Origin of the sequence: Bradyrhizobium sp. LVM 105 (assembly GCF_003957705.1) — a bacterium.
GTDB classification, from domain to species: Bacteria; Pseudomonadota; Alphaproteobacteria; order Rhizobiales; family Xanthobacteraceae; genus Bradyrhizobium; species Bradyrhizobium frederickii.
Map to the genome: position 1 here is coordinate 23,520 of NZ_QZMV01000006.1, position 25,066 is coordinate 48,585.

A 25,066-nucleotide genomic window follows, 5' to 3' on the forward strand; every position below is an offset into this window, starting at 1 on the left:
AGCTGCAATGCTCGCGACTCTGAACCCCAAGCAAATCGTCGATGAGATCGTGAAGGACACGGTCAAGGACAACGATCCGCACGACGCGATTCAAATTGCGCCCGACATCGTGCTGGCCTCGCGCCCCGCCGGCGTTGCACCTGCGTTGGCGCCTGACATCACGACCCGTCCGGAACCGAAATTCGCCCTGCCGCCCAAAATCTTGCTGGAGCCCAAACGCTCCCTGGAGCCGAGATTCGCTCCTGTCTCGGAGCCGCCGGCGGCGCCGCCGCCCGCAATCGACACGGCCGTACGCGTCGCGGCGAGCGACGATCATGTCCGGCCGAAGCGATCTGCAGTGCGCAAGTGGCTGCGTGGTGCGTTCGTCACGTTTCTGTTTGCGGGAGGAAGCGCGGCTGCCACCATCGCCTGGCAGCAGCACGGCGATACAGCCAAACAGAAGCTCGCGGAATGGACGCCCGCTTTAACGTCGCTGACGTCGCTGCTGCCCTCGACATCGCCGACCGCGCCGGTCGCCCCCGCGCAGGCCGCGGCGCCTGCAGAGCAAGCCGCCCCGCCCGCAGCGCAAATGGCAACCGATCGAGCCACCGATCAATCGGCCACGCCGCCTGTGGCGCAGGTTGCAGCGGCCGCGCCTGCGGCAACAGCTTCCGATGCAGCGCAGTCGGTGCAATCGATGACGCGCGACCTCGCTGCGATGGCGCAGCAGATCGAGCAGCTCAAGGCCAACATCGCTGAACTGAAGGCCGGACAGGAGCAGATGGCGCGCGAGATGGCGAAGCCGCCCGCGCCGAAACCGGTGGCCAACACCAAGCCGGTCGATCCGCGCACACGCGCAGCCGCGCTGCCGCCGAAACCTCCGGCGCCGCCCACGGTTCGCAGGCCGCAGCCGGTGTCGCAAACCTACATGCCGGCTTATTCGCCCCCGCCGCTCGCGCCTGCCCAGCCGCCATCGCAGGCCTCAGCCGTCCCGCCGCCGGCCGCCACGACCCAGGCGGTTGCCGATGACGACGGACCCGTCGTGCGTCCGCCGATGCCGTTGCGATAGATGCGCGCACTCCACGTGTCGACCACGCGCACGCTGTCCGAGTCGATATGATGCGTTGAGTCCGGGCAATTACGGGAAAGCGATGTTTCCGCTCAAGAGAGAAAAGGCCGTCGGGATCTATGCCGGCGGCCTTCTCTTGCAGCTGCCGGTTCCCGGAGCCCGGTTCTGCTGCAATTCCATGCCTTATGATTGCGCCGCGTATTTAATAAATTCTTAATGGCCCCGCGGGCTGCACATCATTTCTGCGCCATAAGCACAGAGATTGCGCGACCTTCTCATTCGATAGATATCGACTCAGTGGTACCATCCGGGACGTGTCGAGACTTCCATTGAAGACTTGTTTTCAAAGTTCGGGTCGTCACATCGGGGAATTCGGATGCCTTACTACTCCTTCGATCTTGTGGTTGGTGAAGAGTTCAGGAACCAGGGCGGAATCATTCTCGAGGACATCGAGGTCGCCTCCGATCGCGCCGATCAACTCGCATGCGAGCTGTCGCAGGTGAAGCCGGAGCTGCAGCAGAAGGGTTGCGCGGTGCGCGTCACCGATCGCGATCACAACGAGCTCTATCGCACGCCGCTCGATCCGGTGCCGGCCTGGCGCCGCTGATCATTCGTCGAGCGCCGGCGGCTCGAACCAGTTCGTCAGCGCCAAGCCGCCGTCGACGACAAAGGCCGCGCCGGTGACGTAACCGGACAGCTTGTTTGACAGCACCGTGAGCGCCATCGGTGCGAGGTCGTTGGCCTCGCCGAGACGTCCGAGCGGAATGTGCCGCGCCAGCGCGGGATCCGCAACGAACCCGCCGGCCGCGATCGCACCAGGCACCAGCGCATTGACGCGGATGCCGTAGCGGCCGAACGTCCTGGCCAATTCCTTCACCAGCATCGCCATCCCTGCCTTCGCCGTGGAATAATGCGGCAGGTTGCGCGGCGTGCCCGCATGCAGCGAGGTGAGAAACAGGAACGAGCCCGGCCGCTGCGCCGCAATCAGGCGCTTGGCGAGTTCGCGCGCCAGATGAAAGCCGGCATCGAGATTGACGGCGTGCATCTGCTGCCAGGTCCTGCGATCGACCGCCAGCGCATGATCGGCCTCGCGCCGCGGCGGCGATGCGCTGTGGACGAAATGCGTGATCTCGCCCAATGCCGCCTTCGCCGCTTCGAGCAGCGCCTCGCATGCGTCCAGCTCGGCGAGATCGCCGACCCAGGGCACGGCGAGTTCGGGCCGCGGGCTGGCGCCGATCGCAGCACTCACCCGCTCGGAATCGACGTCGGCGAACACGGTCCGGACGCCCTCGCCGACCAGAGCCTGCGCGATGGCGCGGCCGATGCCGTTGCCGGCGCCAGTCACGAGCGCCGCGTCAAGGGTGGGATCGAACGGCGTGCTGAACAGGCTCATGTCGCTCTCCGAGGCCGGGTGCGGGCCACGATAGCGCACCGCAGGGCAAAGCGACAAATTCGCACCCCCACCATTGCCGAGCAGCCCGCCGGACGCTAGCCTCTCCAAAAAATCGGAGGAGATACCAAGGATGCGCTACGGTTTCGTGATGGCTGGCCTGTTGTTGATCGCCGCTCCGGCCCAAGCCGAGGACCATCCGCGCTCGACCTACGTGACGATGGTCCTGCAGGCCTTCGCCGCCAAGGTCGAATGCCCGGGCACCGATGTCGTCTACCAGGACCTCGTCCAGAAGGCACAGCAAATGCACCTGCCCGAGGGCACTACCGAGAAGGTGCGCAAGGCGATCGCCTGGATGCACACCGGCGGCAAGATGGGCGAGAAGCAGGATGACGATCTGATGGCTGAGGTCGCGGTGGCGACCCAGGCGACCGATCTCAACCAGCGCCGCCTCGGCATGCCCAATTGGTGCGAGGTCCAGAAGACCGACCTCGCCGGCCTGATCCGCGCCAAGGGTGGTTAGCAAGGGCGGCTAGCAGGCCGGTTTTCGCGGCGTTAAGCACGCGGCCGCGAGATTTTCCGTCGGCCAACAATTGTCACAATTCTGGAAAGCATGCGGGGCCTCCTCGAATTCGAACAGGAACCTCTCATGCGGATGATCCATTTCGTTTTCGCCGGCATGCTTGCGGCCGCCACGGTGCTGACCGGCCCTGTGCTGGCGAAGAATTCAAACAGCCAGAAAGCCGAGGGCAATTCGCCCTCTTCCAGTTGCAGCGCGTATCAGCAGGCGCCTGATGGGACCTGGGAGCCGCTCCCTTGTAAGGAAGCAGGGGACCGCAGCCAGTCGCAAACCCGCCGATCCCAATCGCAGGGAACCGAGCGCGACGGCCGTTGACGCGGCCTGCTGCTGCGGCGGTCAGCTCTGGTGAGGCCCGCGCATGATCTTCATGGCGTCAGCGATGTGACGCCACTCCCTGGCCTCATCGCCCTCGCCGCGGCTCTCGCAGGCCTGGGCCTGCTCGGCGGCCTTCGCGATCGCAGCAAAACCGTGCTGTTCGAGCATCTGCCGCGCAACGGTATGGACCTGGACCTCGGACATCATGGGCGCTCTCCGTCTGACGAAACCGCGGGGGCCTGGCTCGGCTCTCCGCGGTTTTCGGTAACGATTTGGCCGCAAGCCCCGTTCCGCCCGCCGCCGATCACATCGGCAGGCTGGGGCGCCTGAGTGACGCGAACGACAAAGGCGGCCCGCTATGCCCAGCGGACCGCCTTCTCACCCACCCCAAATGGCTCGTCGGCCGCGATCCCTACGCGACCGCCGCTTTCTTGCGCTCGAAATCGTTGGGCACCTCGATATCGACCTCCAGGGTCGACACCTCGTCGCCGCGTTCGAGCCGGACGATGACCTTGGTCGGATCCAGCGTGACGTGCCTGGAGACGACGGCAAGGATTTCCTCACGCAGCACGCCGAGCAGATCGGGCTGGCCACGCATTCCGCGCTCATGGGCAAGCAGGATCTGCAGCCGTTCGCGCGCGACCGGTGCAGAGGCCTTGTTGCCGCGGAGAAGCCGAAGCAGTCCCATGCTCATGCCGCCCTCCGTCGCAGCAGGCGATCCATGAAGCCCTTGCGCTCGGTCGGCACCTGCATCGGCACGGTGTCGCCGCATAGCCGGCGTGCCGCGTCGATATAGGCCCGCGCGGGTGCGCCGTCGGCATTCGACAGCGTCACCGGCGTGCCGACGTTGGAGGCACGCAGCACGTCCTGGCTCTCGGGGATGATGCCGAGCAAGGGTGTTGCGAGGATCTCGAGGATGTCGTCGATCGTCAGCATCTCGCCGCGCGCGGCGCGGGAGGGATCGTAGCGGGTGATGAGAATGTGTTTCTCGACCCGCTCGCCCTTCTCGGCCCGCACGGTCTTGGAATCGAGCATGCCGATGATGCGGTCGGAATCGCGCACCGAGGACACTTCGGGGTTGGTGACGATCACGGCCTCGTCGGCAAAGCGCATTGCCATGGAGGCGCCGCGCTCGATGCCGGCCGGGCTGTCGCAGATCACCCAGTCGAAACGGCTGCGCAGGTCTGCGATGACCTTGCCGACGCCCTCTTCCGTGAGTGCGTCCTTGTCGCGGGTCTGCGAGGCCGGCAGCAGCCAGAGGTTCTCCAGCCGCTTGTCGCGGATCAGAGCCTGCGGCAGCTTGGCCACGCCCTGCACCACGTTGATGAGGTCGAACACGACGCGGCGCTCGGCGCCCATCACGAGGTCGAGGTTGCGCAGACCGACGTCGAAGTCAACGACGACGACCTTGTCGCCGCGCTGCGCCAGCGCGGCCCCCAGCGCGGCGGTGGTCGTGGTCTTGCCGACCCCGCCCTTGCCTGATGTCACGACCAGTACCTTGGCCATTTCTGAAATCTCCTTCTGGTCAGTTCAGCGCGGTAATTCGCATGGTGTTGCCCTGCAGGAAGGCCTGGGCTGGCCGACCGCGAAGCGCGGCGTCGATATCGTCGGCGGTCTGATAAAACCCATCGATCGCAAGCAGTTCGGCTTCGATCTTCTGGCAATAGATGCGCGCGCTCGTGTGACCGTTGACGCCAGCCATGGCGCGGCCGCGCAGGGCGCCATAGACGTGGATCGAACCGCCGGCGACGACTTCCGCGCCCGATCCGACCGAACCCAGGATGGTGACGTCGCCGTCCGGAAAGATCACGGTCTGGCCCGAGCGCACCGGGTTTTCGAGCAGCAGCGAGGTTGGCTTGGTCTCGGACTTCGTCTCGGGCTTTTTCGGCGCGGTCGGCTCGACCACGCAGCTGCGCCCGCCCGACAGCAGCGGCGGCATCATCGGCGTGAGCTTCGCCTCCTCCACGCCCTCGATGCCGAGCACTCGGATGTTGCGGTCCTGCAGGCTGGTGAGCAGATGACCGATGCCGGACTGGCTGAGATCGACCGAGGACAAATCGATCACCACGGGCCGGCCGGCAAAGAAGCCCGGCGAGCGCGCAATGGTGGCGTCGATCTCGTGCAGCCAGTCCTGGACCGGAACCGTCGGCGTGAACACGAAGGCCACATAGGAGCGCCCGCGCAGGCGCACCATTTGACGTTGGACTTTTGCTGCAGCCTCCATAGCGGCCGACTCGTTCCCTGTTATTGAATGGTTAACGATGCGGCGGATATGGTTAACGACGAGTTAATTTTTCTCCGGGGTTACGCGGGGGATGGCCCGAACTGGGTGCACGGTGATGAGCCGGCGAGCGCTGGGCAAGCGTCAGGCAGACGCCCTCGCCCAACACAGCGGTCATCGCCCGCGCAGGCGGGCGATCCAGTATTCCGAGGCGATTGCGGGTCAACCGATAGGCCGCGGCGTACTGGGTGCCCCGCCTTCGCGGGGCATGACACCAGTGTATGGGGCGGGCGCCGCGACCTAAGCGCCTACTTCTTCACCTTGCTCGCATCCATTTTGACGCCGGGATCCAGCATCTTGGTCGTGAACGCCGTGGTCACGTCGAACGGCTTCTCCATGCCGAGATAGGTCTGGACCAACTCGTAGTCCTTCTTCATCCGCTCGCCGTCGATCCAGCCAAGACCCTTGGTGGTCGTGAACTCGTCCGTCATCAGGAACTTGATGCGCTCCCACTGGCGCTCCTGGTTGGCGCGGTCGAGCCCCGAGACCTGCTCGAGCAGCGCGTTCAGGCACGGGGCCACGTCGGCGACGCAGGCCGCGAAGGCTTTCTGCGTGACGCGCACGAAGTCTTCGACGACCTTCGGGTTCTTCTGCAAGTAGGCGCCGTTGACGATCACCGAATTGCCGTAGGGGTTGAGCCCGATGTCCTTCCAATTGACGTAGCCGAGATCGGGACCGAACTCGATGACCTTCAGGTCGTGCTCGTTGTAGAAGTCGCTGATGATATCGACGGTGTGGCTCTTCAGCGCCGCGATCTTGGCGGTCGGCCCGACATTGACGAAGCCGACGGAGTCGGGCGCAAGCCCTGCCGCCTTGGCGAAGGCCGGCCACATCACACGCGAGGCGTCGCCGGGCGGATTGCCGATCTTGTGCCCGGCGAAATCCTTGACGCCATTCACGCCATAGCTCTTCAGCCAGTAGAAGGTCTGGCCGGTATTGGCATAGACGCTCATCACCGCAACCGTGTCGGCGCCCTTGCTCTTGGCCACCAGCATGGTGGCGAGATCGGCGACGCCGAAGGGCGACCCGCCGGAGCCGACCTTGGCCGCGGAGACGCCGGAGCCCTTGCCGGTCTCGATGGTGAGATCGATGCCCGCCTTCTCGTACCAGCCCTGCGCCCTGGCGTAATAATACGGCGAGTGGTCGGCCGTCGGCGTCCAGTTCAGGATCAGATTGACGGCCTCTCCCGCATGCGCGGGCATCGCCGTCGCACCGAGCGCCAGAGCCAACACCAGGGCCGAACTCGCCGCCTGCAAACGCTTCATCGCATCCCTCCTCGTGCCAGCGACCCGGCTTGTCGCTCTCCCCTTGTGAGGATACCAATGCAACAAGCCCGCCCTCCACTTGTCAACTGTTTGGTTGGAAATGCCCGCAAAACGATCTGGCGACACCGTGCCGCAGCGTCGCGATCCCGTCGCCACCCGCAGGAAGCTCCTGACCGCGGCGCGCCAGGAATTCGCCCGGCACGGCTTTGCGGGCGCCCGCGTCGACGAGATCGCCGAGCGCGCCGGCGTCAACAAGCAGCTCGTCTACCACTATTTCGGCGACAAGGACGCGCTCTACCTCGCCGTGCTGGAATGGGTCTATGAGGACATCCGCGAGCAGGAGCGCAGGCTCAATCTCGAAGGCCTGCCGCCGGAGAAGGCGATCCGCAAGCTGATCGAGGCCTCGTTCGACCATCTGGCCGCAAACCCCGATTTCATCGTGCTTCTGAACGACGAGAACCGCGGCGGCGCCCGCCACGTCCGCGGCTCGACGCGGCTGGAAGCGATGCATTCCCCCCTCGTCAAAAGCGTCTCCCACATCCTGAACGAGGGGGTGCGCGCGGGCGTGTTCCGCAAGGGGATCGATCCGGTCCAGCTCTACATCTCCATTGCGGGCCTGTCCTATTTCTTCTTCTCCAACACGCCGACGCTGTCGGCGATCTTCGGCAAGGACCTGTCGAGCCGCGCCCAGCGGCGCGCCCGCCGCCGCCACGTCGCCGACCTGGTGCTCCAGTCGCTCCGGCCCTAATCAACCAACTGGTTGAAACTTCCCTCGAGTCCGGCTAGGCTCGCGACCCGCGGCAGGGTGGCTGTCGGCAACAGGGAGCATGCGGTGGCAGGAGACGGAGCACGCACCTCGCGCAGCTTTGCGATCATCCTGATCGCGCATCTCGCCGTGCTCGTGCTCTGGCAGGCCGCGGTGGATGCCTTCCAGGTCCCGAAATTCATCCTGCCCTCGCCGCTTGCGACGATCCAGACGTTGGGGACCACGGGCTATGCCTGGGGCGCCAACACGCTGGTGACGGCGATCGAGATCCTCGGCGGCTTCGCGCTCGGCGCCTTCGTCGGCGTCGCGCTCGCGGTGATCTTCAGCTGGGCGCCGCTGCTGAGCCTGGTGCTGCTGCCGCTGTTCGTGACGCTGAACATGATTCCGAAAGTCGCGCTCGGCCCGCTCTTCATCGTCTGGTTCTCCTACGGCATCGTGCCGAACATCCTGATCGCTTTCAGCATCTGCTTCTTCCCGATCCTGCTCACCACCGCGCGCGGCCTGCGCGAGGTCGAGCCGGACCTGCTCGATCTCGTCAAATCGCTGCGCGGATCGCGCTGGACGCTGTTCCGCAAGATCCAGCTGCCGGGATCGCTGCCCTACATCTTCTCCGGCATGAAGGTCGGCGCAATCCTCGCGGTCGCCGGCGCCGTCGTCGGCGAGTTCATCGCCTCCGAGCGCGGGCTCGGCTACCTCATGATCCAGGTGCAGTCCTCGCTCGACACGCCCGCGATGGTGATGGCGGTCGTGCTGCTGACGCTGCTTGGCGTCGCTCTCTACAGCCTGGTCCTCGCCCTCGAACGCATGTTCGTGGTCGGCGACGCCAGGCAGACCTGAAGACCAAGGACGACGAATCCATGCTGCTCACCCGCCAGACGCTGCCGAAGACCATCCCTGACATCGCTGCGCTCGACGACCTCATGTGCCGGCCGAGCCAAGCCCTGATCGACGACCTCAAGAAGGTCGAGGGTGACATCATGATCCTCGGCGTCGCCGGCAAGATGGGCCCAACGCTGGCAGGACTTGCGAAGGCCGCCGCGCCGGATCGCCGTGTCATCGGAGTCGCCCGCTTCAGCGACGCCGGCGTGAAGGACTGGCTGCACGCGCGCGGCGTCGAGACGATCAACTGCGACCTCATGGACGAGAAGGCTATTCAGGTCCTGCCGAAAGCGCCGAACATCGTCTTCATGGCCGGTCGCAAGTTCGGCGCCGAGGGCGATCTGTCGCTGACCTGGGCGATGAACGCGCACGTCCCGGCGCTGGTCGCGCAGGCTTTCCCCTCCTCGCGCATCGTGGCGTTCTCGACCGGCTGCATCTATCCGTTCGTCCCCGTCGACGGCAAAGGCTCGAGCGAGGACATGGCGCCGAACCCGCCCGGCGAATACGCCCAGTCCTGCGTCGGCCGCGAGCGCATGTTCGAATATTTCTCGCGCAAGTTCGGCACGCCGGGGCGCCTTTTCCGCCTCAACTACGCGATCGACATGCGCTATGGCGTGCTGCACGACATCGCGACGAAAGTGCTGACGGGCACGCCGATCGACGTCAGCCTCGGCCATGTCAACTTCATCTGGCAGGGCGATGCGTCGTCCCAGGCGCTGCGCTGCCTGGCGCATTGCACGACGCCGACCTCGCCGATCAACGTCAGCGGCCACGAGATCCTCGCGGTGCGCGATCTCGCGGCGAAGTTCGGCGCACGGTTCGGCCGCGCGCCGGTGCTGACGGGCAAGGAGGAGCCGACGGCGTGGCTGACCGACACGTCGAAGGCGGTCGAGCTGTTCGGCCTGCCCGTCGTTGACACCGAGCAACTGATCGCCTGGACCGCGGATTGGGTCTCTCGCGCCATGCCGAGCCTCGGCAAGCCCACCAAATACGAGGTGCGCGATGGTCGCTACTGACGGTCCGCGCATCGTCCGGCTCGGCGTCGAGGACGCCGCGGCTGGCCTTGTGCTCTCGACCGAAGCGCACTGGAACCAGACGATCGAAGACTGGCGCTTCTTCTTGAGCGAAGGCTTTGTGTTCGGCATCCGCGACGGCGCACGGCTGGTCGCGACTGCGGCCCTGTTGCCCTATTCCGGCAACAATGCGTGGATCAGCATGGTGCTGGTGACGGAAAGCCACCGCCGCCTCGGTCTTGCCACGCAGCTCGTCGATGCCTGCCTCGCGGCGGCGCGCAAGAACGGGCTGACGTGCTGGCTCGATGCGACGCCCGACGGCGCCCGGGTCTATGGCCCGCTCGGCTTCACTCCGACCTCGCAGTTGCGCCGGCTGAAGCTGGTGAAATCCACGTCCGCGTCCGGGCAAGCGCCGTCAACCGCAACGCTCGACGCGCTTTGCGATCGGGACCGGCGCGCGACCGGCCTCGACCGCACCGCCCTGCTCTCCGCCTTCGCGCGGCGGCCTGGCTCGCGCATCGTCTCCGCGAATGGCGCCATCGCGCTGGCGCGGGAGGGGCGAGCCGCGCGCCATATCGGCCCGTTGTTCGCCGATCACAACGCAGCCGCGCTGACCCTGGTCGACGCGATCGCGCAGTCGCAGGACGGACCGCTCCTGCTCGACGCCGTCGCGTCGCAAGGGACGTTCCTGGACGGATTGACGGCGTCCGGCTGGACCATCGAACGCCCCTTCCAGCGCATGCGTCTCGGCCCCGCCACCGCCATGGCCGAGGAAATGCCATTCGCCGTCGCCGGCCCCGAATTCGGATAGGACATCATGCACCACAGCCAGATCAACAGCGACGTCCGCAAGCTGATCGCCGACGGCACCGTGCTGCCGGCGCATCCGCTCGCGCTCACCGCCGGGCGACAGCTCGACAAGACGCATCAGCGTGCGCTGACGCGCTACTACATCGATGCCGGCTCGGGCGGCCTTGCCGTCGGTGTGCACACCACGCAGTTCGCGATCCGCGATGTCGGCCTCTACCGCCCCGTGCTCGAGCTCGCCGCCGAGACCGCGGCGAACTGGACCAAGCGTCCGCTGGCGATGGTCGCGGGCCTCGCGGGTCCGACAACGCAGGCGGTCACCGAGGCCCGCACCGCGCGCGACATCGGCTATCACGCCGGCCTGCTCAGCCTCGCCGCGATGAAGGGCGCCTCCGAGGACGAGATCATCGCGCATTGCACGGCGGTCGCCGCCGAGATCCCGCTGGTCGGCTTCTATCTCCAGCCGGCCGTGGGCGGCCTCGTCCTGTCGAGCCGGTTCTGGCAGCGCTTTGCCTCGATCGACAATGTCATCGCAATCAAGATCGCGCCGTTCAACCGCTATCGGACGCTCGACGTGCTGCGCGGCGTCGCGGCCGCAGGCGCGCTCGACCGCGTCGCGCTCTACACCGGCAATGACGACCACATCCTGCTCGACCTGATGCTGCCGTTCGATCTCCGCGACGAGGGCGTCACCACGCGCACCTATTTCAAGGGCGGCCTGCTCGGCCACTGGTCGGTCTGGACCGCGAGCGCGATCAAGCAGTTCGAGCGCTGCAAGGCGGCACGGCACAAGGACAGCGTGCCTGCCGACCTGCTCGCGCTCGATGCCCGCGTCACCGACTGCAACAGCGCCTTCTTCGATGTCGCCAACAATTTTCACGGCTGCATCGCCGGCTGCCACGAGGTCCTGCGCCGCCAGGGCCTGATGCAGGGCCTGTGGTGCCTCGATCCGAACGAAGGCCTCAGCCCCGGCCAGAAGGAGGAGATCGACCGCGTCACGCGCGAGCACGCCGACCTCAGCGACGATGCCTTCGTCGCCGCGAACCTGAACAAATGGCTGGCATGAGCGCGGACCCCTTCATCAGCCTGCGGGGCGTCCGCAAGGTCTATCGCAGCGGCAGCGCCGAATTCCTGGCGGTGTCCGACGTCACCATGGACGTGCAGGAAGGCGAGCTCGTCTCGCTGGTCGGCCCGTCCGGCTGCGGCAAGACCACGGTGATGAAGATCCTGGCCGGCCTGCACGGCGCCGACGGCGGCACGGTGAGCATCGGCAATGCCGACAGCCCGTTCGATCCGACCCGTGACATCGGCATGGTGTTCCAGCAGGCGCTGCTGCTGAAATGGCGGACGATCCTGGACAACGTGCTGTTGCCGGCCGAGATCGTCGGGCTGCCGATGAAGGCCGCGCGCGAGCGGGCGCGCGATCTGCTCAACCTGGTCGGGCTCGCCGGCTACGAGCAGAAGTATCCGCAGCAGCTGTCCGGCGGCATGCAGCAGCGCACCGCCATCGCGCGCGCCTTCATCCACGATCCCAAGCTGATCCTGATGGACGAGCCGTTCGGCGCGCTGGATGCGCTGACGCGCGAGCAGATGAACCTGGAGATGCTGCGGATCTGGCGCGAGAGCGGCAAGACCATCATCTTCGTCACGCATTCGATCCAGGAGGCCGTGTTCCTGTCCTCGCACTGCGCCGTGCTGACGGCTGGACCTGCGAAGATGGCCGACTATTTCCCGATCGACCTGCCCTTCCCGCGCGACCTTCCGCTGAAGACGACGGATGCGTTCGGCGCCTATGCGCGAAGGATCTATGCGAAGCTGGGGTTGGCGACGGCGTAGTTCGCCAAACGAAAATTCTCGTGGAGCCGTAGGGTGGGCAAAGCGAAGCGTGCCCACCCTTGCTAATGAAGCGAGAGAACGTGGGCACGGCGCGAGTGCGCCTTTGCCCACTCTACAAGCGCGGCGCAATCGCGGCACCGCGCTCCACCTCACGCTCAGCTCTTGTTGCGCATCTTGCTGAGCAGGTAATTGTCGTAGAAGTTTTCCGCGATCTGCGTATAGAACAGCAGCTCCTTCATATACGCGTCGTGGCTTTCCTTGGTCCGCTTGAACAGGTCGCTCTTGGCGGCGAGCTCGTTCAGATGGTCCTGGGTCGCGTTGTAGCAGGCCTCCAGCACCGGTTGCGGGAATGCCTTCAGCTCGGTACCGCTCGCGATCAGCCGCTTCAGCGCAGCCGGATTCACGCTATCGTATTTCTCGAGCATCCAGGCGCCGGCCGCCGCGCCCGCCTGGTTGACGATCGCCTGATATTGCTTCGGCAGCGAATTCCACTTCTCGTCGTTGACGATCATGTGCAGCATGGCGCCGCCTTCCCACCAGCCGGGGAAGTAGTAATATTTGGCGACCTTGTAGAAGCCGAGCTTCTCGTCGTCATAGGGACCGACGAACTCGACCGCGTCGATCGTGCCCTTCTCCAGCGCCGGATAGATATCGCCGCCCGCGATCTGCTGCGGGACGACCCCGAGCTTTGCCAGCACGTGGCCGCCCATGCCGGCGATGCGGAATTTGAGACCCTTGAGGTCGTCGACGGTCTTGATCTCCTTGCGGAACCAGCCGCCCATCTGGGTGCCGGAATTGCCGCAGAGGATGGCATGCGCCTTGAAAGGCTTGAGCGCCTCGTTGGTGAGGTCGGCGCCGCCGCCGAAGTGCCACCACGATTCCTGATGGCGATGGTTCATGCCGAAGGGCGCGCCGGTGGCATAGGCCAGAGCGGGCTCCTTGCCGATGTAGAAATAGAGCGGGGTCTGCGCCATTTCCACCGAGGCGGTGCTGACGGCATCGAGCGCCTGCAAGCCCGGAACGATCTCGCCTGCGCCAAAGGTCTGGATCTGGAATTTGTTGTCGGTGGCCTCCGCAACGTATTTCGCGAAGGTCTGCGCCGTGCCGTAGATGGTATCGAGCGACTTCGGGAAGCTCGAGGTCAGGCGCCATTTGATCTCCGGCGCGCTCTGCGCGATCGCAGGTGCAGCAACCAGCGTCGTGGCGCCGGCAACCGCGCCGCCCTTAAGGAATGTACGGCGTTTCATGATGGGCTCTCCTGAAAGTAAGTTTCGAACATGCGGGCTTGCGGCAATGGTCGTCGCGGATCGTTTGCCCGTTCCTGCAGCGCAGTTCAAGCTGTGCGGATAAGGCCCGTAGGCGCTCAGAGCAACTTCGCGCTGACGAACAGCGCGCGCACGGCGTTGGTCGCCTGCACCGCCAGCATCGCATTACCGGCAGCGCCTTCCAGGGCCGCGACGGCGTCCTCGTGCAGGGAGCGGAATTCCATCCACTCGACCGACTTGAAGTTGGTGAGGAATTGATAGGCCTGGCCGACAGTCGCGATCGCCAGCGTATCGCCGTTCAGCTTGATCTTGAACGTCGTACGCAGCGGGGTCTCGGAACTTGATGGATCACTCATGGGCTGCTTCTGGACGATGACGGCTTAACGAAGGGGAAACGGCAGCCCTGCCGTAGCGGGCAAGAATATCAGGAGTCGGTGCTCGCGCGCCGCGAGGCGGTCGTCGCCCCGCTCAGGCTCGGCACCACGACCAGGCGGTTGAACTCGCCATTGTCGTAAGCTTTGAGGAAACGATCATAGTCCTTGATCGAGACGCAGCCGTTGGAATCGCCACGCGGCCCCAGCAGGTAGCTATGGGTGAGAAGGCCGACGCGGCCGAGCGCGCTGGTGCCCTCGGTCGGCGTCAAGCGCAGCGCGCGGATGCCGTGGAACAGCTTCTCGCGCGGCTTCAGATCGTAGATCGCGGGCGGGGTCGCGCCGACCATGCGCTGATCGACATGATCGGGGTCGTCCATCAGCGCGCCCATGCCGGAATGGGCTTCCAGTACGACGCCGCTCGGCAGATAAAGCGCCTTGGCCTTGATGTCATAGACTGCGGTCCGCGAATCGTAGCCGAGGGCGGCGAGATCCGGTGCCTTGCTGAACAGGCCGTCGCTGGGCGTCAGCGACGCCAGCCTGATCTTGTCGGTGAATTTCTCGAAGAAGTTGCGGTTGTCGACCCTGGGATTGGTGGTGTCGGCATAGGCCTGGCTGGAGGCGATCTGGGCGGAGAGGTCAGCCTGAACCGGGCGCGAGCGGGGCATCGGGATGGCGTCGGCGCGCTGCGAGGACCTGGTCTCCTCGGTCATGAACCGGTCGTCGTCGGTCAGGGTCGAACGCCAATCGCTGCCCTGGAGCTTCTGCGCCAGCATCGCCTTGGCGTCGAGGAGCTTGAGCTGGACCGCACCCACGGCGGAACGCTCCAGCGTCCGCAGGCCGAAATCCCGGGCCGGCGGATTGCCGGACGCCGAAGCGAAGCGGTCCTCAAAAGAAGGGGTATTGGCCGGCGGCAAGGCGGCGGAAACCAGCGCGCTGGACTGGCTCAAGCTCGAAACCCCGATGTCCGCGACCCAGGCGGCGGTGCCCAGCGCCAGCGCGACGGCAGCCAGAGACAGCAAAACGCGCTCCGCCCGCCCAATACGGCGGCGCGGCAACAGCCTCTCGGCGCGTGCGCGGTCGGAAACCATCAGATCCCCAAGTCGATCCCCCGGGGGGCCCAACCCCCGCCCGGAGACTCTATACCAGCTACCACATTGGGAGCCAAAAGTTAGGCATAATCGCGGCCGGCAAGGGCCTGACAAGGCATCCCCGGGGTATCCAATGACCGATCCTTTCGATCTCGAGCGCTTCGTCAGGGCACAGGACCCGGTTTTTCGCGCCGTCGAGGGGGAGCTGGCCCGGGGCCGGAAGCAGACTCACTGGATGTGGTTCGTCTTCCCGCAAATCACCGGTCTCGGCCTCAGCGCCATGTCGCAGCGCTACGCCATCGGCTCCCGCGCCGAGGCGAAGGCCTATCTCGCCCATCCCGTGCTCGGGGCGCGCCTGATCGAATGCACCGGGCTCGTGCTCGCCGTCCAGGGACGGAGCATCAACGCGATCCTTGGCGCGCCGGACGACGCCAAATTCCGCTCGTCGATGACGCTGTTCGGCGCGGTGTCCGATGAGCCCATTTTCGGCGCGGCGCTCGCCCGCTATTTCGCAGGCGAGCGCGACGTCGCGACGCTGGAGATCCTGTCGAAGCTGGATCGGCAGGCCTAGCCTCCGATCGACGCCCCTGGGGGCAGCGGCAAAGAGCGTAAACCCGAGATTAACGCCGGCAAACTATCGTCCGGGCAAAATAATTCGCCGTTATTTGCCGGACAGATCATGAAAATCGGTACGCTCCTGACGACCGCCATTGTTTCGCTCTCGACCGTGGGCGGCGGCCTCGCCGTCTACGTCGCGGTGACCAAGTACCAGACGATGGAGCGCATCACCGAGGCGCAAGGCCGGCTGGCGATCGTGCGCGCCGTCAGCGACATCCCGCGCTACCTCAATCCCGAGCGCGGCTTTTCCACCAACATCCTTTATGGGCCCGCCAGCATCGACCCGGCGCTGCTCGCCGAGCAGGGCAAGCTGCGCAAGCAGACCGACGGCGCCCGCGACAAGATGAACGGACTGCGCAAGGAGCTGCCCGGCTCGTTCGACGACGGCGCTGCCATCGGCAGCAATATCGACGGCATCAATGCGAAATTCACCGCGCTGCGCGAGGCCATCGACAAGGCGCTCACCGGACCGGCCGAGGCGCGCAAGGACGCGGCCAAGAAGATCGTCGCCGACAACGCCGTGCTCAACAGCGGCGTGACCGCGCTGCTCAACGAACAGGTCCGCCGCATGGCGATCCTCAACGGCGACGCCTACCGCCAGGCCAGCTACGCCAACATCGCGATGACGCTGCGCGACGTCGGCGGCTTCAACTCCAGCCTGCACAAGAATCTCGTCGGCGGCAAGAAGCCGGCGACCGACGCCGAGAAGGCCGACATCGCCCGCTCGCAGGGCCGCAACGACCAGCTCGTGATGGCGCTACAGGAACTGCGCGGCAATCCGGCAACGCCGGCGAACGTCGCCGCCGCGCTCGAGAAATTCAATGCGATCTATGTCGAGGAGTTCGGCCACGAGCTCAAGCTGGTCAAGGACGGTGCGGTCAGCGGCAAGTACGAACACGACATGGAGACCTATTACGCCGCTACGCAGCGTGGCCTCGGCACCATCATCGAGGTCCGCGACGCGTTCTATGACAATGCCGAGCAGATCCTCGCCGGCGCCTCCTCCGCCGCGCGCACCAGCCTCACCGTCGCGCTTGCAGGCCTTGTCGCCGTGTTGGTCGCGAGCGTCGGCCTCATCGTGATGGTCCGCCGCCGCGTCTGCGCTCCGATCGTCAACCTGACGACGCGGATGTCGCGCCTTGCCGAGGGCGAGGTCGCAGACAGCATTCCCGGCGCCGAGCGCTCCGACGAGATCGGGGCGATGGCTGCGGCCGTTCAGGTCTTCAAGGACAACATGATCCGGGCCGACCGGCTCGCGGCCGAGAAGCAGGCCGAGAACGACGGCAAGATGCGCCGCGCCCAGGCACTCGACGAGCTCACCCGCGCCTTCGAGGCCAAGGTTACCGAGCTCGTCGGCGGCCTGTCCCGGGCCTCCGCGACCATGGAAAGCACCGCGCAGTCGATGACCTCGACGGCGGCCCAGACCAACAGCCAGGCCGCGGTCGTCGCCGCCGCCTCCGAGCAGACCTCGACCAACGTGCAGACGGTCGCCAGCGCCACCGAAGAGCTGACCTCCTCGATCTCCGAGATCGGCCGCCAGGTCGCACAAAGCACCGAGATCGCGGCCCGCGCCGTCGACAACGCCCGCCGCACCGGCGACACCGCACGCACGCTGGCCGAGGGTGCGCAGAAGATTGGCGACGTCGTCACGCTGATCCAGAGCATCGCCGAGCAGACCAATCTTCTCGCTCTCAACGCCACGATCGAGGCCGCCCGCGCCGGCGATGCCGGCCGCGGCTTTGCCGTGGTTGCCTCCGAAGTGAAATCGCTGGCGGGCCAGACCGCCAAGGCGACGACCGAAATCTCCGAGCAGATCGCGGCGATCCAGACCGCGAGCGACGAGACCGTGGCCGCGATCCGCAACGTCGCCGACGTCATCGGCGAGATCGACCAGATCGGCACCGCGATTGCCGCGGCGATCGAGGAACAGGGCTCGGCCACCAAGGAGATCGCCCGCAGCGTCCAGGAAGCCGCCCGCGGCACCCAGGAGGTCAACACCAACATCTCCGGCGTGCAGCGTGCCGCCGACGACACCGGCGCCGCCGCGCGGGACGTGCTGGTCGCCGCCGAGCAGCTCTCGACCCAGTCGCGCGATCTCGCCGGACAGTTCAACCGCTTCCTCGGCGAGGTCAGGGCGGCGTAGGAGCAGCTCCGTCTTCGCGGCGAACGACGTCAATAAGGCGGCGGCTTGCGCGCCCGCTGTGCTTTCGCCGCCTCGATCCACCACGTCAGATCATCGGCAAAGCGCGGGAACGAGCGCTCCAGCGCCTTGCCGCCCTCGCCGATCGGCTCACCCTCGGCCGACAATGTCTGCGCGATCGGGCCGACGCCGATGGTGCTCGACACCACCACCATGCCCATCTCCGACAGCGTGCCGTGCCAGGCGGTTGCGGCGCGCGCGCCGGACAGGCGGCCGGCCGAATAGCTCGCGATCGCGGCCGGGCGCCAGAACCACTCTTCGAGGAAATGGTCGGTGAGATTCTTCAGGCCGGGCTGGATGCCCCAATTGTATTCGCCGGTGACGAACACGAAACCGTCGGCGCCGCGGATCTGTCCGGCCAGCTTCTCCAGCGCCTCGGGGGCCGAGCCTTTAGGATATTCCTTGTACATGCGGTCGAGCATCGGCAGGCCGACCGCCTTGGCGTCGATGAACTCGACGTCGTCGCCGCGGTCACGCAGACCATTGATGACGAAATTCGCAAGGCGGATGCCCATGCGGTCGGAACGGTAGGAACCATAGAGGACGAGAATGCGATTGCTCATGGCCGGACGGTAGCACGAAACCGGCGCGCGTCCCTACTCGCTTTGTCGGACTATCGCCCGCGACCGCGCCCCAGCGTTTGCGACGGCGACTCGCCGAACTGGACGCGGTAGCTTCTGGAGAAATCGCTGAGATGCCAGAAGCCAAACGCCAGCGCGATCGCCTTGACGCTATCGGCGCCGGCGAGAAGCTGCCGCCGCACCAGCCACAGCCGACGCAGGCGCAAATAGCGGTGCAGGCTCATGCCTCGATAGCGGCGGACGACGTCGTGCATGGTGCGAACCGACAGCCCGAGCTTGCGCGCGATCTCATCGCTGTAGATCGGCTGCGATAAATCCTCGGTCAGCAGTGCGCGGATACCCTGGAACATCCTGAATTTCCGCTCGTCGTTGGGGCTGAGGGTCCAGCGGGCCGAGACGACGCTTTCGAAGGCCTCGTCGACGGCTCCGAGCAGGGACTCCTTCATCGCCGCGCCCTTCAATGAGAGCTCCGGTGCCTCGGCCGGGTCGGACGCCTCGGCCAGCACCTCACGAACCACGGTGCGCAGCCGGTGCAAGCCGGCCGCCGAGACTTCAAAAATCTTGAAGCTCGAGAGCGTGGCCGGCCAGCCGCGGTCCCGCACCTCCGGCCTGAAAACCACCGAGGCGATTTGTCGCTGCACCTCCTCAATGGTGGTGTAGGCAGCGCCGCCGCTGCCAATGACCACGACCGGTCGGGCGCGCTGCGAGCCATTGAAGCGAACGGGTACGTCGAGGTCGTCCATCGTGAAGCCGATCGCCGTGCAATTCTCGACCAGCTGCGCATCGACCATTCGCGGAAACGTCTGGGTCAAATTCACGTCGCAGCCGGGCAACGACAGGATTGTCTGCTCAGCCGAAATCCTCCGTACGAAAGGCGTGAATTCGAAATTCAGCCCGCGTATGGCACTTCGAAATTCGTCGACGTCTGAGAAGCGAAATGTTTGGATTGCCAATCTCGGTACATCGTCAATGCTGTTCATGACAACGGGAAACGCAACGTCGCGCGGACTGCGTCAGGCCGCGGCTCCGGTTCGTTCCCCCTTCGGTTTTCGATCCTCCCCGAAAAGGATCAATCTTAACGTGTCCTGAGCAATTGGTGCGGAGCTCGTTGGAAGAACAAGCGGGCACGTCCGGTCTCGCCGAATTTCGATAGCGTTTCCCGCGCCTTAGATGGTACTTAAATACCCAAGTTTCGATACCTAAAATTCAATATTAACAACTTTGAGGCGAAATAGGGTCGTTTAATCGTCAAAGTTATTTCAAATTTCGGGCCCCTGCCATGACGGCAAATTCGCCTGCTGATGTTCTGGTCGAGTTGGAGGACGCGGTCGCAACGTGTCCACTGGATCGCTGCGCCCGCATTCTTTCCGGCATCATGCAGCTGCTCACCAGCAGCCGCGACCGGCCTCAGGAACTGCTCGCCAACGTGGTCGACGGCGTTCTGCTGCGGCTGACGGAGCGGGTCGAGGCCAATGCGTTGATCGAGCTCAGCACAGCACTCGCGGAACTCGCGGTGGCTCCGCCGAAAACCGTGCGGCGTCTCGCCTCACACCACGATCCGGAGGTGGCGTGCCCCCTCTTGCTGAGATCGCAGTCACTGTCCACAGCCGATCTCAAATCGATCGCGGCCTCGAGCGGCGAACGGCAGCAACGCGCGATCGCCGCCCGCGCGCCGATCGATCCGCCGCTGATCGAGACGCTGATCGAGGCCGGCTCCCGCAGCGTTTGTGCCGCGCTGATCGCCAATACGGAGGCGCGATTCCCTGACGCCGCCTACGCCGCGCTGGTCGGGAAGTGCCTGGCGGATGATGAGCTCACGAAGGCGCTGGCCGTCAGGCCGGACACGCCCGACACGGTCATGCGGAAGTTGCTGTCGGCCTCACCGGCTCCAAAATCCGGCGCAGGGCCGAAGGCGACCGTCTCGCTTCAAGCCGTAGCGGCCGCGCCAATCGTCCCCAAGCTGCCCTGCGCGGCCGCCTATGCCGGCGCGCGGCCGGAGATCGTCGCGCTCAACCGCATCGGCAAGCTCAACGATTCCACGGTGAACCGCTTCGCCATCCGCGGCGAGACCGCCAACCTCGTCACGGCCCTATCGGTGCTTTCGGGGGCTCCCATCGAAATCGTCGAGCATCTCATGACCGACGACGATTGCGAGGGTCTCGTGATGGCCTGCCGCGCCTCGCGGCTGAACTGGCAGACCACGTTGGCCATCTTGGGCAATCGCTACGGCAGAAGGCTTTCCGTCGCCGAGCGCGAACGCGCGCAGCACATGTTCGAGACACTGCTTCTGTCGACCAGCCAGTGGACGGTGCGTTGGGGGGAAATTGCCGCAAGCGCCAAGGAGGGCAGTCGGGAACATCGCGGCGCAGAGATGGGGATTAGCCGATGAAATTCGACGGTCGCAAAGCCTCTCGCGTGAAAATGGACCATAGGCAGCCGGTCAATCTCATGGGTTCGGACGGCACCTGGCGACGCCGTTGCGTATTGCTGGACGTGTCGCAAAGCGGCGCCAAGGTCGAGGTCGAGGGCACGCTCGACGTGCTCCAGGCCAAGGAGTTCTTCATGGTGCTGTCGTCGACCGGCCTCGCCTACCGGCGCTGCGAACTGGTCTGGATCGACGGCACCACGGCTGGAATCCACTTCATTACGACTGACGGCAAGAAGAAGCCTGCAGGCGCACCAGCGCCTGCGCAGACCGCGGTTCAAGGCAAATAGATTCGAACATTCCACCTGGCGTCTGACATTCAGACGGTCGCAAAGTGTAGGTCAGATCGTGCAGCACGCGCCAACAAGATCCGGCCCGATCGATAGTGACGGCGGCATCCGTCAGACACGAACCGATCGCCCCTTCCTGCATGTGCTGGCCGACACGTCCGACAAACTCTCGGGCATCTGCTCGATCCTCGACGAGAAATTCACCATTGCCGGCGAGCGACTCGATGCCGACTCCAGGCTGTCGCAGACGCCAGCCGCAATCGTCATCCGCGCGGAGCTGCGCGATGTCGACAACATCGCCGCGATCAAGAAGCGGGCCAGCAAGCTGGCGAAGGCCAGGAAGCGCATCTTCCTGCTCGATCACGCCTCCCACGTCTGCATCTCGCAAGCCTACGCGCTCGGGGCGACGCTGGTCCTTTCCGGCACGATCAGCCGGACCAGGCTGCTGGCGGCGCTGGCCGATCCGGCCGGCGGGGTATCCGCATCGTCAGGCAACACGTCGCAACCGGACAACGCCGTCGAGACCGCCGCGACCGCGATCGCATCGATGTTCACGGCCATGACCCTCGGCCAACCGCTCGACGTCGAGGGCACCAAGCAAGCCGGTCGCCAGATTGCCGATCGTATCACCCAGCATGGCCTGACGGAGTGGCTCATGACGGTGCGGCGCCATCACGAAGGAACCTATCAGCATTGCCTGCTCGTGACCGGCGTGGCCATCGACTTCGGACTGAGCCTCGGCGTCGGCAGGGCCGACCTGGAACGTCTCTACTCGGCTGCCATGTTCCACGACATCGGCAAGGCGCAGATTCCACTCGCCATCCTCGACAAGCCGGGCCGCCTTGATGCCGCCGAACGCGCGCTGATCGAAACGCATCCGGCCGCCGGTTACGAGTTTCTGAAGGGGCATGACGGGATCTCGCCGGAGATACTCGATGCCGTTCGCCATCATCACGAGTACCTCGACGGGAGCGGTTATCCCGACACGCTCTGCGCCGAGAGCATTGGCGACATCGTGCGAATTCTGACGATCTCGGACATTTTCGCGGCACTGATCGAGCACCGGCATTACAAGCCGACCATGCCGCGCGCGGACGCCTACGACATTCTGTGCGGGATGAACGGGAAGCTGGAGAAGGCGCTGGTCCGCTCATTCAAGCAGGTCGCGCTCACGCGGTGAGCACGGCAGACCGCTCTCGAACGCCGCCTAGTGCGTCGCGCGGTAGCTGGCGCGGCGCGGGATGGACCGGCAGGCCAGCCCATCGGCCAACAGCTTCATATCCTCGTGCCGGCCGCTGCGAATCAGCCGACCGAACTCTTCGGGTGTGAAAGGAAGACTTGGATCTTCATCGATCGGGCGCCGCACTCGCGGGCCGAAGAAACGCCGAACCAGGCTAGCCAGCCGCCGCATGTCAAATTCCCTCGCGCCAGCAACAAACCTCTCACCGGACGTATTGTTCCTCCCGCACCTTCGAGATTGCAAGAGGCCGCTTGGGGCTCCGCACCAAAAATTTCTGCGAGAGAATAATCTCCTCTTCGCTGCTAATCGGCAAAACCCACGTAGCGTACAAACTCCTGATTGTATTCGCGGTCCGAGCGCACCGCGTTTACGGCAAAGTCGTCGTCCGGATAGCCATCGCGACGCATGTCATGATGACCTCGTCCTCCGGAATCTTCGCCACCTCGCGCACGATGTCGGAGCGCATGATGCCCTGCCCGTTGATCACCGAGCCGAGGCCGCGATCCCACGCCGCAAGCACGATGCCGTAGCAGAGCGCGCCGAGTCGAAATGGCAGACCGCACCGGGATCGAGCACGCGGTCATAGGTCAGGACCAGCGAGACCGGCGCGTCGAACTGACGAAAGCCGCGCAGCATCCAGTCCTGCCGCATCGGCTTGTCGTCGCGCGCGATCCCCATCGCGCCGAACAGCTTCTTGGCGATGTCGACCTGGCGCGTGCGGTGAAGCCACGTACGCTGCGGCGCGACTGGACCAGCGTTTCGAATTCCATCTCGCAGAACCTCACTGCCCGTTCATCCGCTGGCGTGACGACACGAGGCCGGTTGCCGATGCGGCGCGCAAAATCTATGCTACCCGCAAGCAAGACCAAGAACCCTGGAGGAGCCGCCATGGCCGCGCCACTCGATCCCGTCATCGCCGAGATTATTCCGCTCATGCCGATGCGCGATCCCACGGTCATGACGCCACAGAGCGCCCGCGATTCCTTGCGCGCACTGGCTGCCTCGCGCGCCGCCATCCCGCCTCCGGCCGTGGATAGCGTCGTGGACATCAAGGTCAAAGGCGGCGCCGGCCCGCTTCCGGCGCGGGTCTACCGGGTCGGCACCACGCCGGCGCCGACCGTGGTGTTCTTCCACGGCGGTGGCTGGGTCGCGGGCGACCTCGAGACCCACGACCGCCAGGCGCGCAACCTTGCGATCGAGACCGGCGCCGTCGTTGTCTCCGTCGACTATCGGCGCCCGCCGGAAACGCGCTTTCCCGGCGCGTTCGAGGATGCCTTCGCCGCAGTGAGTGACGTCTTCAACCGCGTCGCGGAAGTTGGCGGCGATGCAAAACGCCTCGGCGTTGCCGGCGACAGCGCCGGCGGCAATCTCGCCGCGACCACCGCAATCGCCTGCCGCGACGCCGGCATCAAGCTCGCCGCGCAATTGCTGGTCTATCCCGTCACCGACGTCCTCGGCGGCTACGCCGATGCGCGCGAGAATGCGCGCTATCCCTCGCGCGCCGAGAATGCCGAGGGTTACTTCCTGACGCGTGCCACGATGGAATGGTTTTGCGGCCATTATCTTGCCGATCCCGGCCATGCTTCCGACTGGCGTGTCTCGCCGCTGCGCGCAACATCCCTCGCCGGTGTCGCCCCTGCGGTGGTGACCACCGCCTGGTTCGATCCCCTGCGCGACGAGGGCGCGGCCTATGCGCGCGCGCTGGAAGCGGCCGGCGTGCGGGTCAAGCATCATGAAGGCCCCGGACTGATCCACGGCTATTTCGGCATGGGCGATGCCTCGGACGTCGCGCGCGCCGAGGCACAAGCCGCCCGGGCCGACTTCAAGGCGCTGCTGATGCGCGGCGCGTAGGCTGCGTCAGGCGCTCCGCGCCTGCTGCGCGGTGTGCCCCCACATTTCGTCCCAATCCTGACCGGCGGCGTCGACGACGCGGCCGTCGGCTTCGAAGAACTTGTTCGGCACCTGGAAGATCGCGAGGATCAAGGCGCCGTCCGGACACCACGCGGCATGCCGGCTGCCCGCCTCGCGCCAGATGAATTCGCCGGCCTTGCAGGCGATGCCCTGGGCGGGCCCCTCCTTGTCGACGAGCGCACCCTCGATCACCCAGCTCTGCTCGATGCCGACATGCTCGTGATCGGGCAGCACCGATCCCGGCGCAAACCGCATCAAGGCCGTCATCAGGCCCGTGCGCCGGTCGAACAGCAGCGTCTTGGCCTCGCACCCCGGAAAGCGGGTTCTCTGCCATTCCATGTCTTGAGGCCGAACCAGGTGAGAATGCCGATCGGCGGCCTCCGGGTGTTTCGGGATCACGGCGTCCATCACGATGCTCCATCCAGCTCGGCTGACCAAGCCTAGCAGGATTGCGCGCCGGGGTCAGCGAGCAGTGCAACAGGCTGCGGGCCGTCCGAACGCGCGCGGCAGAAATCGCCTGATAGACCGGACGACAGACCGTCATCCAGCTTGATTGCGCCACGATTCCCGGCTCCAATCTCCACGCCATTTCTGGCTGACGGAGACACCCATGATGAAGCGGATTTTCCTGGCTGCGATCGTTGCCACCTTTGCGGCAGGCTCGGCCTTCGCACAAGAAACCTGCGAGAGCAAGGCGGTCGGCAAGGACGGCAAGCCGCTCGCCGGCGCCGCCAAAACGTCGTTCCTGAAGAAATGCAAGGCCGATGCCTGCGCGCCCAAGGCGGTCAGCGCCGACGGCAAGCCGCTCGCCGGCGCCGCCAAGAACAGCTTCATGAAGAAGTGCGAGACCGGCGCGTAAGCGCAGGAAATTGGCTGCTTCTTTGGCGAACAATC

31 protein-coding genes are annotated in these 25,066 nt (G+C 65.5%); 17 read left to right on the forward strand and 14 right to left on the reverse strand.

The window, feature by feature from the left end:
* Positions 1 to 7: 7 nt before the first annotated feature.
* Both D6B98_RS18260 and D6B98_RS18265 read left to right on the forward strand, forming a co-directional pair.
* Positions 8 to 1,048 (forward strand): hypothetical protein, encoded by a 1,041-nt coding sequence (locus D6B98_RS18260; RefSeq protein ID WP_126258349.1) that lies wholly within the window; start codon positions 8 to 10, stop codon positions 1,046 to 1,048.
* 376 nt (positions 1,049 to 1,424) lie between these two features.
* Positions 1,425 to 1,655, forward strand: a complete 231-nt coding sequence (locus D6B98_RS18265; RefSeq protein ID WP_028136727.1) for a DUF6894 family protein — start codon at positions 1,425 to 1,427, stop codon at positions 1,653 to 1,655.
* On the opposite strand, the gene D6B98_RS18270 is transcribed toward D6B98_RS18265, so the two are convergent.
* Positions 1,656 to 2,441 carry an SDR family NAD(P)-dependent oxidoreductase gene (locus tag D6B98_RS18270; protein WP_126258350.1) on the reverse strand — a complete coding sequence of 262 codons (786 nt, stop codon included), beginning with the start codon at positions 2,439 to 2,441 and terminating at the stop codon, positions 1,656 to 1,658.
* A gap of 130 nt (positions 2,442 to 2,571) precedes the next feature.
* Between D6B98_RS18270 and D6B98_RS18275 the strand changes: the two genes are divergently transcribed.
* Both D6B98_RS18275 and D6B98_RS18280 read left to right on the forward strand, forming a co-directional pair.
* Positions 2,572 to 2,961, forward strand: coding sequence for a hypothetical protein (locus D6B98_RS18275; protein ID WP_126258351.1), 390 nt, complete (start codon positions 2,572 to 2,574; stop codon positions 2,959 to 2,961).
* A 126-nt stretch (positions 2,962 to 3,087) separates the two neighbouring features.
* Positions 3,088 to 3,333, forward strand: a complete 246-nt coding sequence (locus tag D6B98_RS18280) for a hypothetical protein (RefSeq protein WP_126258352.1) — start codon at positions 3,088 to 3,090, stop codon at positions 3,331 to 3,333.
* Positions 3,334 to 3,354: 21 nt separating this feature from the next.
* Here D6B98_RS18280 and D6B98_RS18285 read toward each other — a convergent pair whose 3' ends face one another.
* From D6B98_RS18285 to D6B98_RS18310, 5 genes are all read right to left on the reverse strand, one after another.
* Positions 3,355 to 3,540: a hypothetical protein gene (locus tag D6B98_RS18285; protein WP_126258353.1), complete on the reverse strand. Its 186-nt coding sequence runs from the start codon at positions 3,538 to 3,540 to the stop codon at positions 3,355 to 3,357.
* Between the two features lie 205 nt (positions 3,541 to 3,745).
* On the reverse strand, positions 3,746 to 4,027 hold the full coding sequence (gene minE, locus D6B98_RS18290; protein WP_008144923.1) for a cell division topological specificity factor MinE: 282 nt from the start codon (positions 4,025 to 4,027) through the stop codon (positions 3,746 to 3,748).
* Entirely contained in the window at positions 4,024 to 4,839 is an 816-nt protein-coding gene (minD, locus tag D6B98_RS18295) for a septum site-determining protein MinD (RefSeq protein ID WP_126258354.1), read from the reverse strand. The genes minE and minD overlap by 4 nt, the downstream gene beginning before the upstream one ends.
* Before the next feature lie 19 nt (positions 4,840 to 4,858).
* Positions 4,859 to 5,557 carry a septum site-determining protein MinC gene (gene minC, locus D6B98_RS18300; RefSeq protein ID WP_126258355.1) on the reverse strand — a complete coding sequence of 233 codons (699 nt, stop codon included), beginning with the start codon at positions 5,555 to 5,557 and terminating at the stop codon, positions 4,859 to 4,861.
* 305 nt (positions 5,558 to 5,862) lie between these two features.
* Entirely contained in the window at positions 5,863 to 6,879 is a 1,017-nt protein-coding gene (locus tag D6B98_RS18310; protein ID WP_126258356.1) for an ABC transporter substrate-binding protein, read from the reverse strand.
* A 100-nt stretch (positions 6,880 to 6,979) separates the two neighbouring features.
* On the opposite strand from D6B98_RS18310, the gene D6B98_RS18315 reads away from it, so the two are divergent.
* From D6B98_RS18315 to D6B98_RS18340, 6 genes are all read left to right on the forward strand, one after another.
* Complete coding sequence (locus D6B98_RS18315; protein ID WP_126258357.1) at positions 6,980 to 7,627, forward strand: TetR/AcrR family transcriptional regulator; 648 nt, start codon at positions 6,980 to 6,982, stop codon at positions 7,625 to 7,627.
* Between the two features lie 84 nt (positions 7,628 to 7,711).
* Complete coding sequence (locus tag D6B98_RS18320; protein WP_126258358.1) at positions 7,712 to 8,482, forward strand: ABC transporter permease; 771 nt, start codon at positions 7,712 to 7,714, stop codon at positions 8,480 to 8,482.
* A 20-nt stretch (positions 8,483 to 8,502) separates the two neighbouring features.
* The gene (locus tag D6B98_RS18325) at positions 8,503 to 9,540 is read left to right on the forward strand and encodes an NAD-dependent epimerase/dehydratase family protein (RefSeq protein ID WP_126258359.1); all 1,038 of its coding nucleotides are present in this window, start codon (positions 8,503 to 8,505) and stop codon (positions 9,538 to 9,540) included.
* Complete coding sequence (locus tag D6B98_RS18330; protein ID WP_126258360.1) at positions 9,527 to 10,348, forward strand: GNAT family N-acetyltransferase; 822 nt, start codon at positions 9,527 to 9,529, stop codon at positions 10,346 to 10,348. Before D6B98_RS18325 ends, D6B98_RS18330 begins: the two co-directional genes overlap by 14 nt.
* A gap of 6 nt (positions 10,349 to 10,354) precedes the next feature.
* Positions 10,355 to 11,410, forward strand: a complete 1,056-nt coding sequence (locus D6B98_RS18335; protein ID WP_126258361.1) for a dihydrodipicolinate synthase family protein — start codon at positions 10,355 to 10,357, stop codon at positions 11,408 to 11,410.
* Positions 11,398 to 12,180 (forward strand): ABC transporter ATP-binding protein, encoded by a 783-nt coding sequence (locus tag D6B98_RS18340; RefSeq protein ID WP_126258362.1) that lies wholly within the window; start codon positions 11,398 to 11,400, stop codon positions 12,178 to 12,180. Before D6B98_RS18335 ends, D6B98_RS18340 begins: the two co-directional genes overlap by 13 nt.
* 155 nt (positions 12,181 to 12,335) lie before the next feature.
* On the opposite strand, the gene D6B98_RS18350 is transcribed toward D6B98_RS18340, so the two are convergent.
* The 3 genes from D6B98_RS18350 to D6B98_RS18360 form a co-directional block, all read right to left on the reverse strand.
* Positions 12,336 to 13,427 (reverse strand): TRAP transporter substrate-binding protein, encoded by a 1,092-nt coding sequence (locus D6B98_RS18350; protein WP_126258363.1) that lies wholly within the window; start codon positions 13,425 to 13,427, stop codon positions 12,336 to 12,338.
* 116 nt (positions 13,428 to 13,543) lie between these two features.
* Positions 13,544 to 13,801 (reverse strand): hypothetical protein, encoded by a 258-nt coding sequence (locus D6B98_RS18355; protein ID WP_024338019.1) that lies wholly within the window; start codon positions 13,799 to 13,801, stop codon positions 13,544 to 13,546.
* Between the two features lie 68 nt (positions 13,802 to 13,869).
* Positions 13,870 to 14,838 (reverse strand): DUF2778 domain-containing protein, encoded by a 969-nt coding sequence (locus D6B98_RS18360; protein WP_126258364.1) that lies wholly within the window; start codon positions 14,836 to 14,838, stop codon positions 13,870 to 13,872.
* A 202-nt stretch (positions 14,839 to 15,040) separates the two neighbouring features.
* Between D6B98_RS18360 and D6B98_RS18365 the strand changes: the two genes are divergently transcribed.
* On the forward strand, positions 15,041 to 15,478 hold the full coding sequence (locus tag D6B98_RS18365) for a DUF1810 domain-containing protein (protein WP_126258365.1): 438 nt from the start codon (positions 15,041 to 15,043) through the stop codon (positions 15,476 to 15,478).
* 108 nt (positions 15,479 to 15,586) lie between these two features.
* A complete protein-coding gene (locus tag D6B98_RS18370) occupies positions 15,587 to 17,668 on the forward strand; it encodes a methyl-accepting chemotaxis protein (RefSeq protein WP_126258366.1) in 2,082 nt (693 codons plus the stop codon).
* Positions 17,669 to 17,697: 29 nt separating this feature from the next.
* On the opposite strand, the gene D6B98_RS18375 is transcribed toward D6B98_RS18370, so the two are convergent.
* Both D6B98_RS18375 and D6B98_RS18380 read right to left on the reverse strand, forming a co-directional pair.
* On the reverse strand, positions 17,698 to 18,288 hold the full coding sequence (locus D6B98_RS18375) for an NADPH-dependent FMN reductase (RefSeq protein ID WP_126258367.1): 591 nt from the start codon (positions 18,286 to 18,288) through the stop codon (positions 17,698 to 17,700).
* A 50-nt stretch (positions 18,289 to 18,338) separates the two neighbouring features.
* Complete coding sequence (locus D6B98_RS18380) at positions 18,339 to 19,286, reverse strand: AraC family transcriptional regulator (RefSeq protein WP_126258368.1); 948 nt, start codon at positions 19,284 to 19,286, stop codon at positions 18,339 to 18,341.
* 299 nt (positions 19,287 to 19,585) lie between these two features.
* On the opposite strand from D6B98_RS18380, the gene D6B98_RS18385 reads away from it, so the two are divergent.
* Genes D6B98_RS18385 through D6B98_RS18395 form a run of 3 tightly spaced genes read left to right on the forward strand, consistent with a single transcriptional unit; the run spans position 19,586 to position 22,201 of the window.
* Positions 19,586 to 20,695: a DUF2336 domain-containing protein gene (locus D6B98_RS18385; RefSeq protein ID WP_126258369.1), complete on the forward strand. Its 1,110-nt coding sequence runs from the start codon at positions 19,586 to 19,588 to the stop codon at positions 20,693 to 20,695.
* Positions 20,692 to 21,021, forward strand: coding sequence for a PilZ domain-containing protein (locus tag D6B98_RS18390; RefSeq protein ID WP_126258370.1), 330 nt, complete (start codon positions 20,692 to 20,694; stop codon positions 21,019 to 21,021). The genes D6B98_RS18385 and D6B98_RS18390 overlap by 4 nt, the downstream gene beginning before the upstream one ends.
* Positions 21,022 to 21,079: 58 nt before the next feature.
* Positions 21,080 to 22,201: an HD-GYP domain-containing protein gene (locus tag D6B98_RS18395; RefSeq protein ID WP_126258371.1), complete on the forward strand. Its 1,122-nt coding sequence runs from the start codon at positions 21,080 to 21,082 to the stop codon at positions 22,199 to 22,201.
* Between the two features lie 427 nt (positions 22,202 to 22,628).
* On the opposite strand, the gene D6B98_RS41960 is transcribed toward D6B98_RS18395, so the two are convergent.
* Together D6B98_RS41960 and D6B98_RS41965 are read right to left on the reverse strand one after the other, a co-directional pair.
* Positions 22,629 to 22,781: a nitroreductase family protein gene (locus D6B98_RS41960; protein ID WP_245481421.1), complete on the reverse strand. Its 153-nt coding sequence runs from the start codon at positions 22,779 to 22,781 to the stop codon at positions 22,629 to 22,631.
* Positions 22,745 to 22,939: a hypothetical protein gene (locus tag D6B98_RS41965; RefSeq protein WP_235885088.1), complete on the reverse strand. Its 195-nt coding sequence runs from the start codon at positions 22,937 to 22,939 to the stop codon at positions 22,745 to 22,747. Before D6B98_RS41965 ends, D6B98_RS41960 begins: the two co-directional genes overlap by 37 nt.
* A gap of 210 nt (positions 22,940 to 23,149) precedes the next feature.
* Here D6B98_RS41965 and D6B98_RS18410 point away from each other — a divergent pair, with 210 nt between their 5' ends.
* Positions 23,150 to 24,112 (forward strand): alpha/beta hydrolase, encoded by a 963-nt coding sequence (locus D6B98_RS18410; protein ID WP_164718702.1) that lies wholly within the window; start codon positions 23,150 to 23,152, stop codon positions 24,110 to 24,112.
* A gap of 6 nt (positions 24,113 to 24,118) precedes the next feature.
* On the opposite strand, the gene D6B98_RS18415 is transcribed toward D6B98_RS18410, so the two are convergent.
* Positions 24,119 to 24,580 (reverse strand): cupin domain-containing protein, encoded by a 462-nt coding sequence (locus D6B98_RS18415; RefSeq protein WP_126258374.1) that lies wholly within the window; start codon positions 24,578 to 24,580, stop codon positions 24,119 to 24,121.
* 202 nt (positions 24,581 to 24,782) lie between these two features.
* Between D6B98_RS18415 and D6B98_RS18420 the strand changes: the two genes are divergently transcribed.
* Complete coding sequence (locus D6B98_RS18420; RefSeq protein ID WP_049820148.1) at positions 24,783 to 25,031, forward strand: hypothetical protein; 249 nt, start codon at positions 24,783 to 24,785, stop codon at positions 25,029 to 25,031.
* Positions 25,032 to 25,066 lie beyond the last annotated feature (35 nt).

Coding starts and splice junctions, on each gene's coding strand:
- D6B98_RS18340 (WP_126258362.1), top strand. CDS start 11,398: ATGGCTGGCATGAGCGCGGACCCCTTCATCAGCCTGCGGGGCGTCCGC.
- D6B98_RS18315 (WP_126258357.1), top strand. CDS start 6,980: ATGCCCGCAAAACGATCTGGCGACACCGTGCCGCAGCGTCGCGATCCC.
- D6B98_RS18260 (WP_126258349.1), top strand. CDS start 8: ATGCTCGCGACTCTGAACCCCAAGCAAATCGTCGATGAGATCGTGAAG.
- D6B98_RS18375 (WP_126258367.1), bottom strand. CDS start 18,288: ATGAGCAATCGCATTCTCGTCCTCTATGGTTCCTACCGTTCCGACCGC.
- D6B98_RS18410 (WP_164718702.1), top strand. CDS start 23,150: ATGGCCGCGCCACTCGATCCCGTCATCGCCGAGATTATTCCGCTCATG.
- D6B98_RS18325 (WP_126258359.1), top strand. CDS start 8,503: ATGCTGCTCACCCGCCAGACGCTGCCGAAGACCATCCCTGACATCGCT.
- D6B98_RS18270 (WP_126258350.1), bottom strand. CDS start 2,441: ATGAGCCTGTTCAGCACGCCGTTCGATCCCACCCTTGACGCGGCGCTC.
- D6B98_RS18355 (WP_024338019.1), bottom strand. CDS start 13,801: ATGAGTGATCCATCAAGTTCCGAGACCCCGCTGCGTACGACGTTCAAG.
- minC (WP_126258355.1), bottom strand. CDS start 5,557: ATGGAGGCTGCAGCAAAAGTCCAACGTCAAATGGTGCGCCTGCGCGGG.
- minD (WP_126258354.1), bottom strand. CDS start 4,839: ATGGCCAAGGTACTGGTCGTGACATCAGGCAAGGGCGGGGTCGGCAAG.
- D6B98_RS18265 (WP_028136727.1), top strand. CDS start 1,425: ATGCCTTACTACTCCTTCGATCTTGTGGTTGGTGAAGAGTTCAGGAAC.
- D6B98_RS18380 (WP_126258368.1), bottom strand. CDS start 19,286: ATGAACAGCATTGACGATGTACCGAGATTGGCAATCCAAACATTTCGC.
- D6B98_RS18390 (WP_126258370.1), top strand. CDS start 20,692: ATGAAATTCGACGGTCGCAAAGCCTCTCGCGTGAAAATGGACCATAGG.
- D6B98_RS18285 (WP_126258353.1), bottom strand. CDS start 3,540: ATGATGTCCGAGGTCCAGGTCCATACCGTTGCGCGGCAGATGCTCGAA.
- D6B98_RS18385 (WP_126258369.1), top strand. CDS start 19,586: ATGACGGCAAATTCGCCTGCTGATGTTCTGGTCGAGTTGGAGGACGCG.
- D6B98_RS18365 (WP_126258365.1), top strand. CDS start 15,041: ATGACCGATCCTTTCGATCTCGAGCGCTTCGTCAGGGCACAGGACCCG.
- D6B98_RS18335 (WP_126258361.1), top strand. CDS start 10,355: ATGCACCACAGCCAGATCAACAGCGACGTCCGCAAGCTGATCGCCGAC.
- D6B98_RS18310 (WP_126258356.1), bottom strand. CDS start 6,879: ATGAAGCGTTTGCAGGCGGCGAGTTCGGCCCTGGTGTTGGCTCTGGCG.
- D6B98_RS18330 (WP_126258360.1), top strand. CDS start 9,527: ATGGTCGCTACTGACGGTCCGCGCATCGTCCGGCTCGGCGTCGAGGAC.
- D6B98_RS41965 (WP_235885088.1), bottom strand. CDS start 22,939: ATGGGGATCGCGCGCGACGACAAGCCGATGCGGCAGGACTGGATGCTG.
- minE (WP_008144923.1), bottom strand. CDS start 4,027: ATGAGCATGGGACTGCTTCGGCTTCTCCGCGGCAACAAGGCCTCTGCA.
- D6B98_RS18280 (WP_126258352.1), top strand. CDS start 3,088: ATGCGGATGATCCATTTCGTTTTCGCCGGCATGCTTGCGGCCGCCACG.
- D6B98_RS18370 (WP_126258366.1), top strand. CDS start 15,587: ATGAAAATCGGTACGCTCCTGACGACCGCCATTGTTTCGCTCTCGACC.
- D6B98_RS18420 (WP_049820148.1), top strand. CDS start 24,783: ATGATGAAGCGGATTTTCCTGGCTGCGATCGTTGCCACCTTTGCGGCA.
- D6B98_RS18350 (WP_126258363.1), bottom strand. CDS start 13,427: ATGAAACGCCGTACATTCCTTAAGGGCGGCGCGGTTGCCGGCGCCACG.
- D6B98_RS18275 (WP_126258351.1), top strand. CDS start 2,572: ATGCGCTACGGTTTCGTGATGGCTGGCCTGTTGTTGATCGCCGCTCCG.
- D6B98_RS18415 (WP_126258374.1), bottom strand. CDS start 24,580: ATGGACGCCGTGATCCCGAAACACCCGGAGGCCGCCGATCGGCATTCT.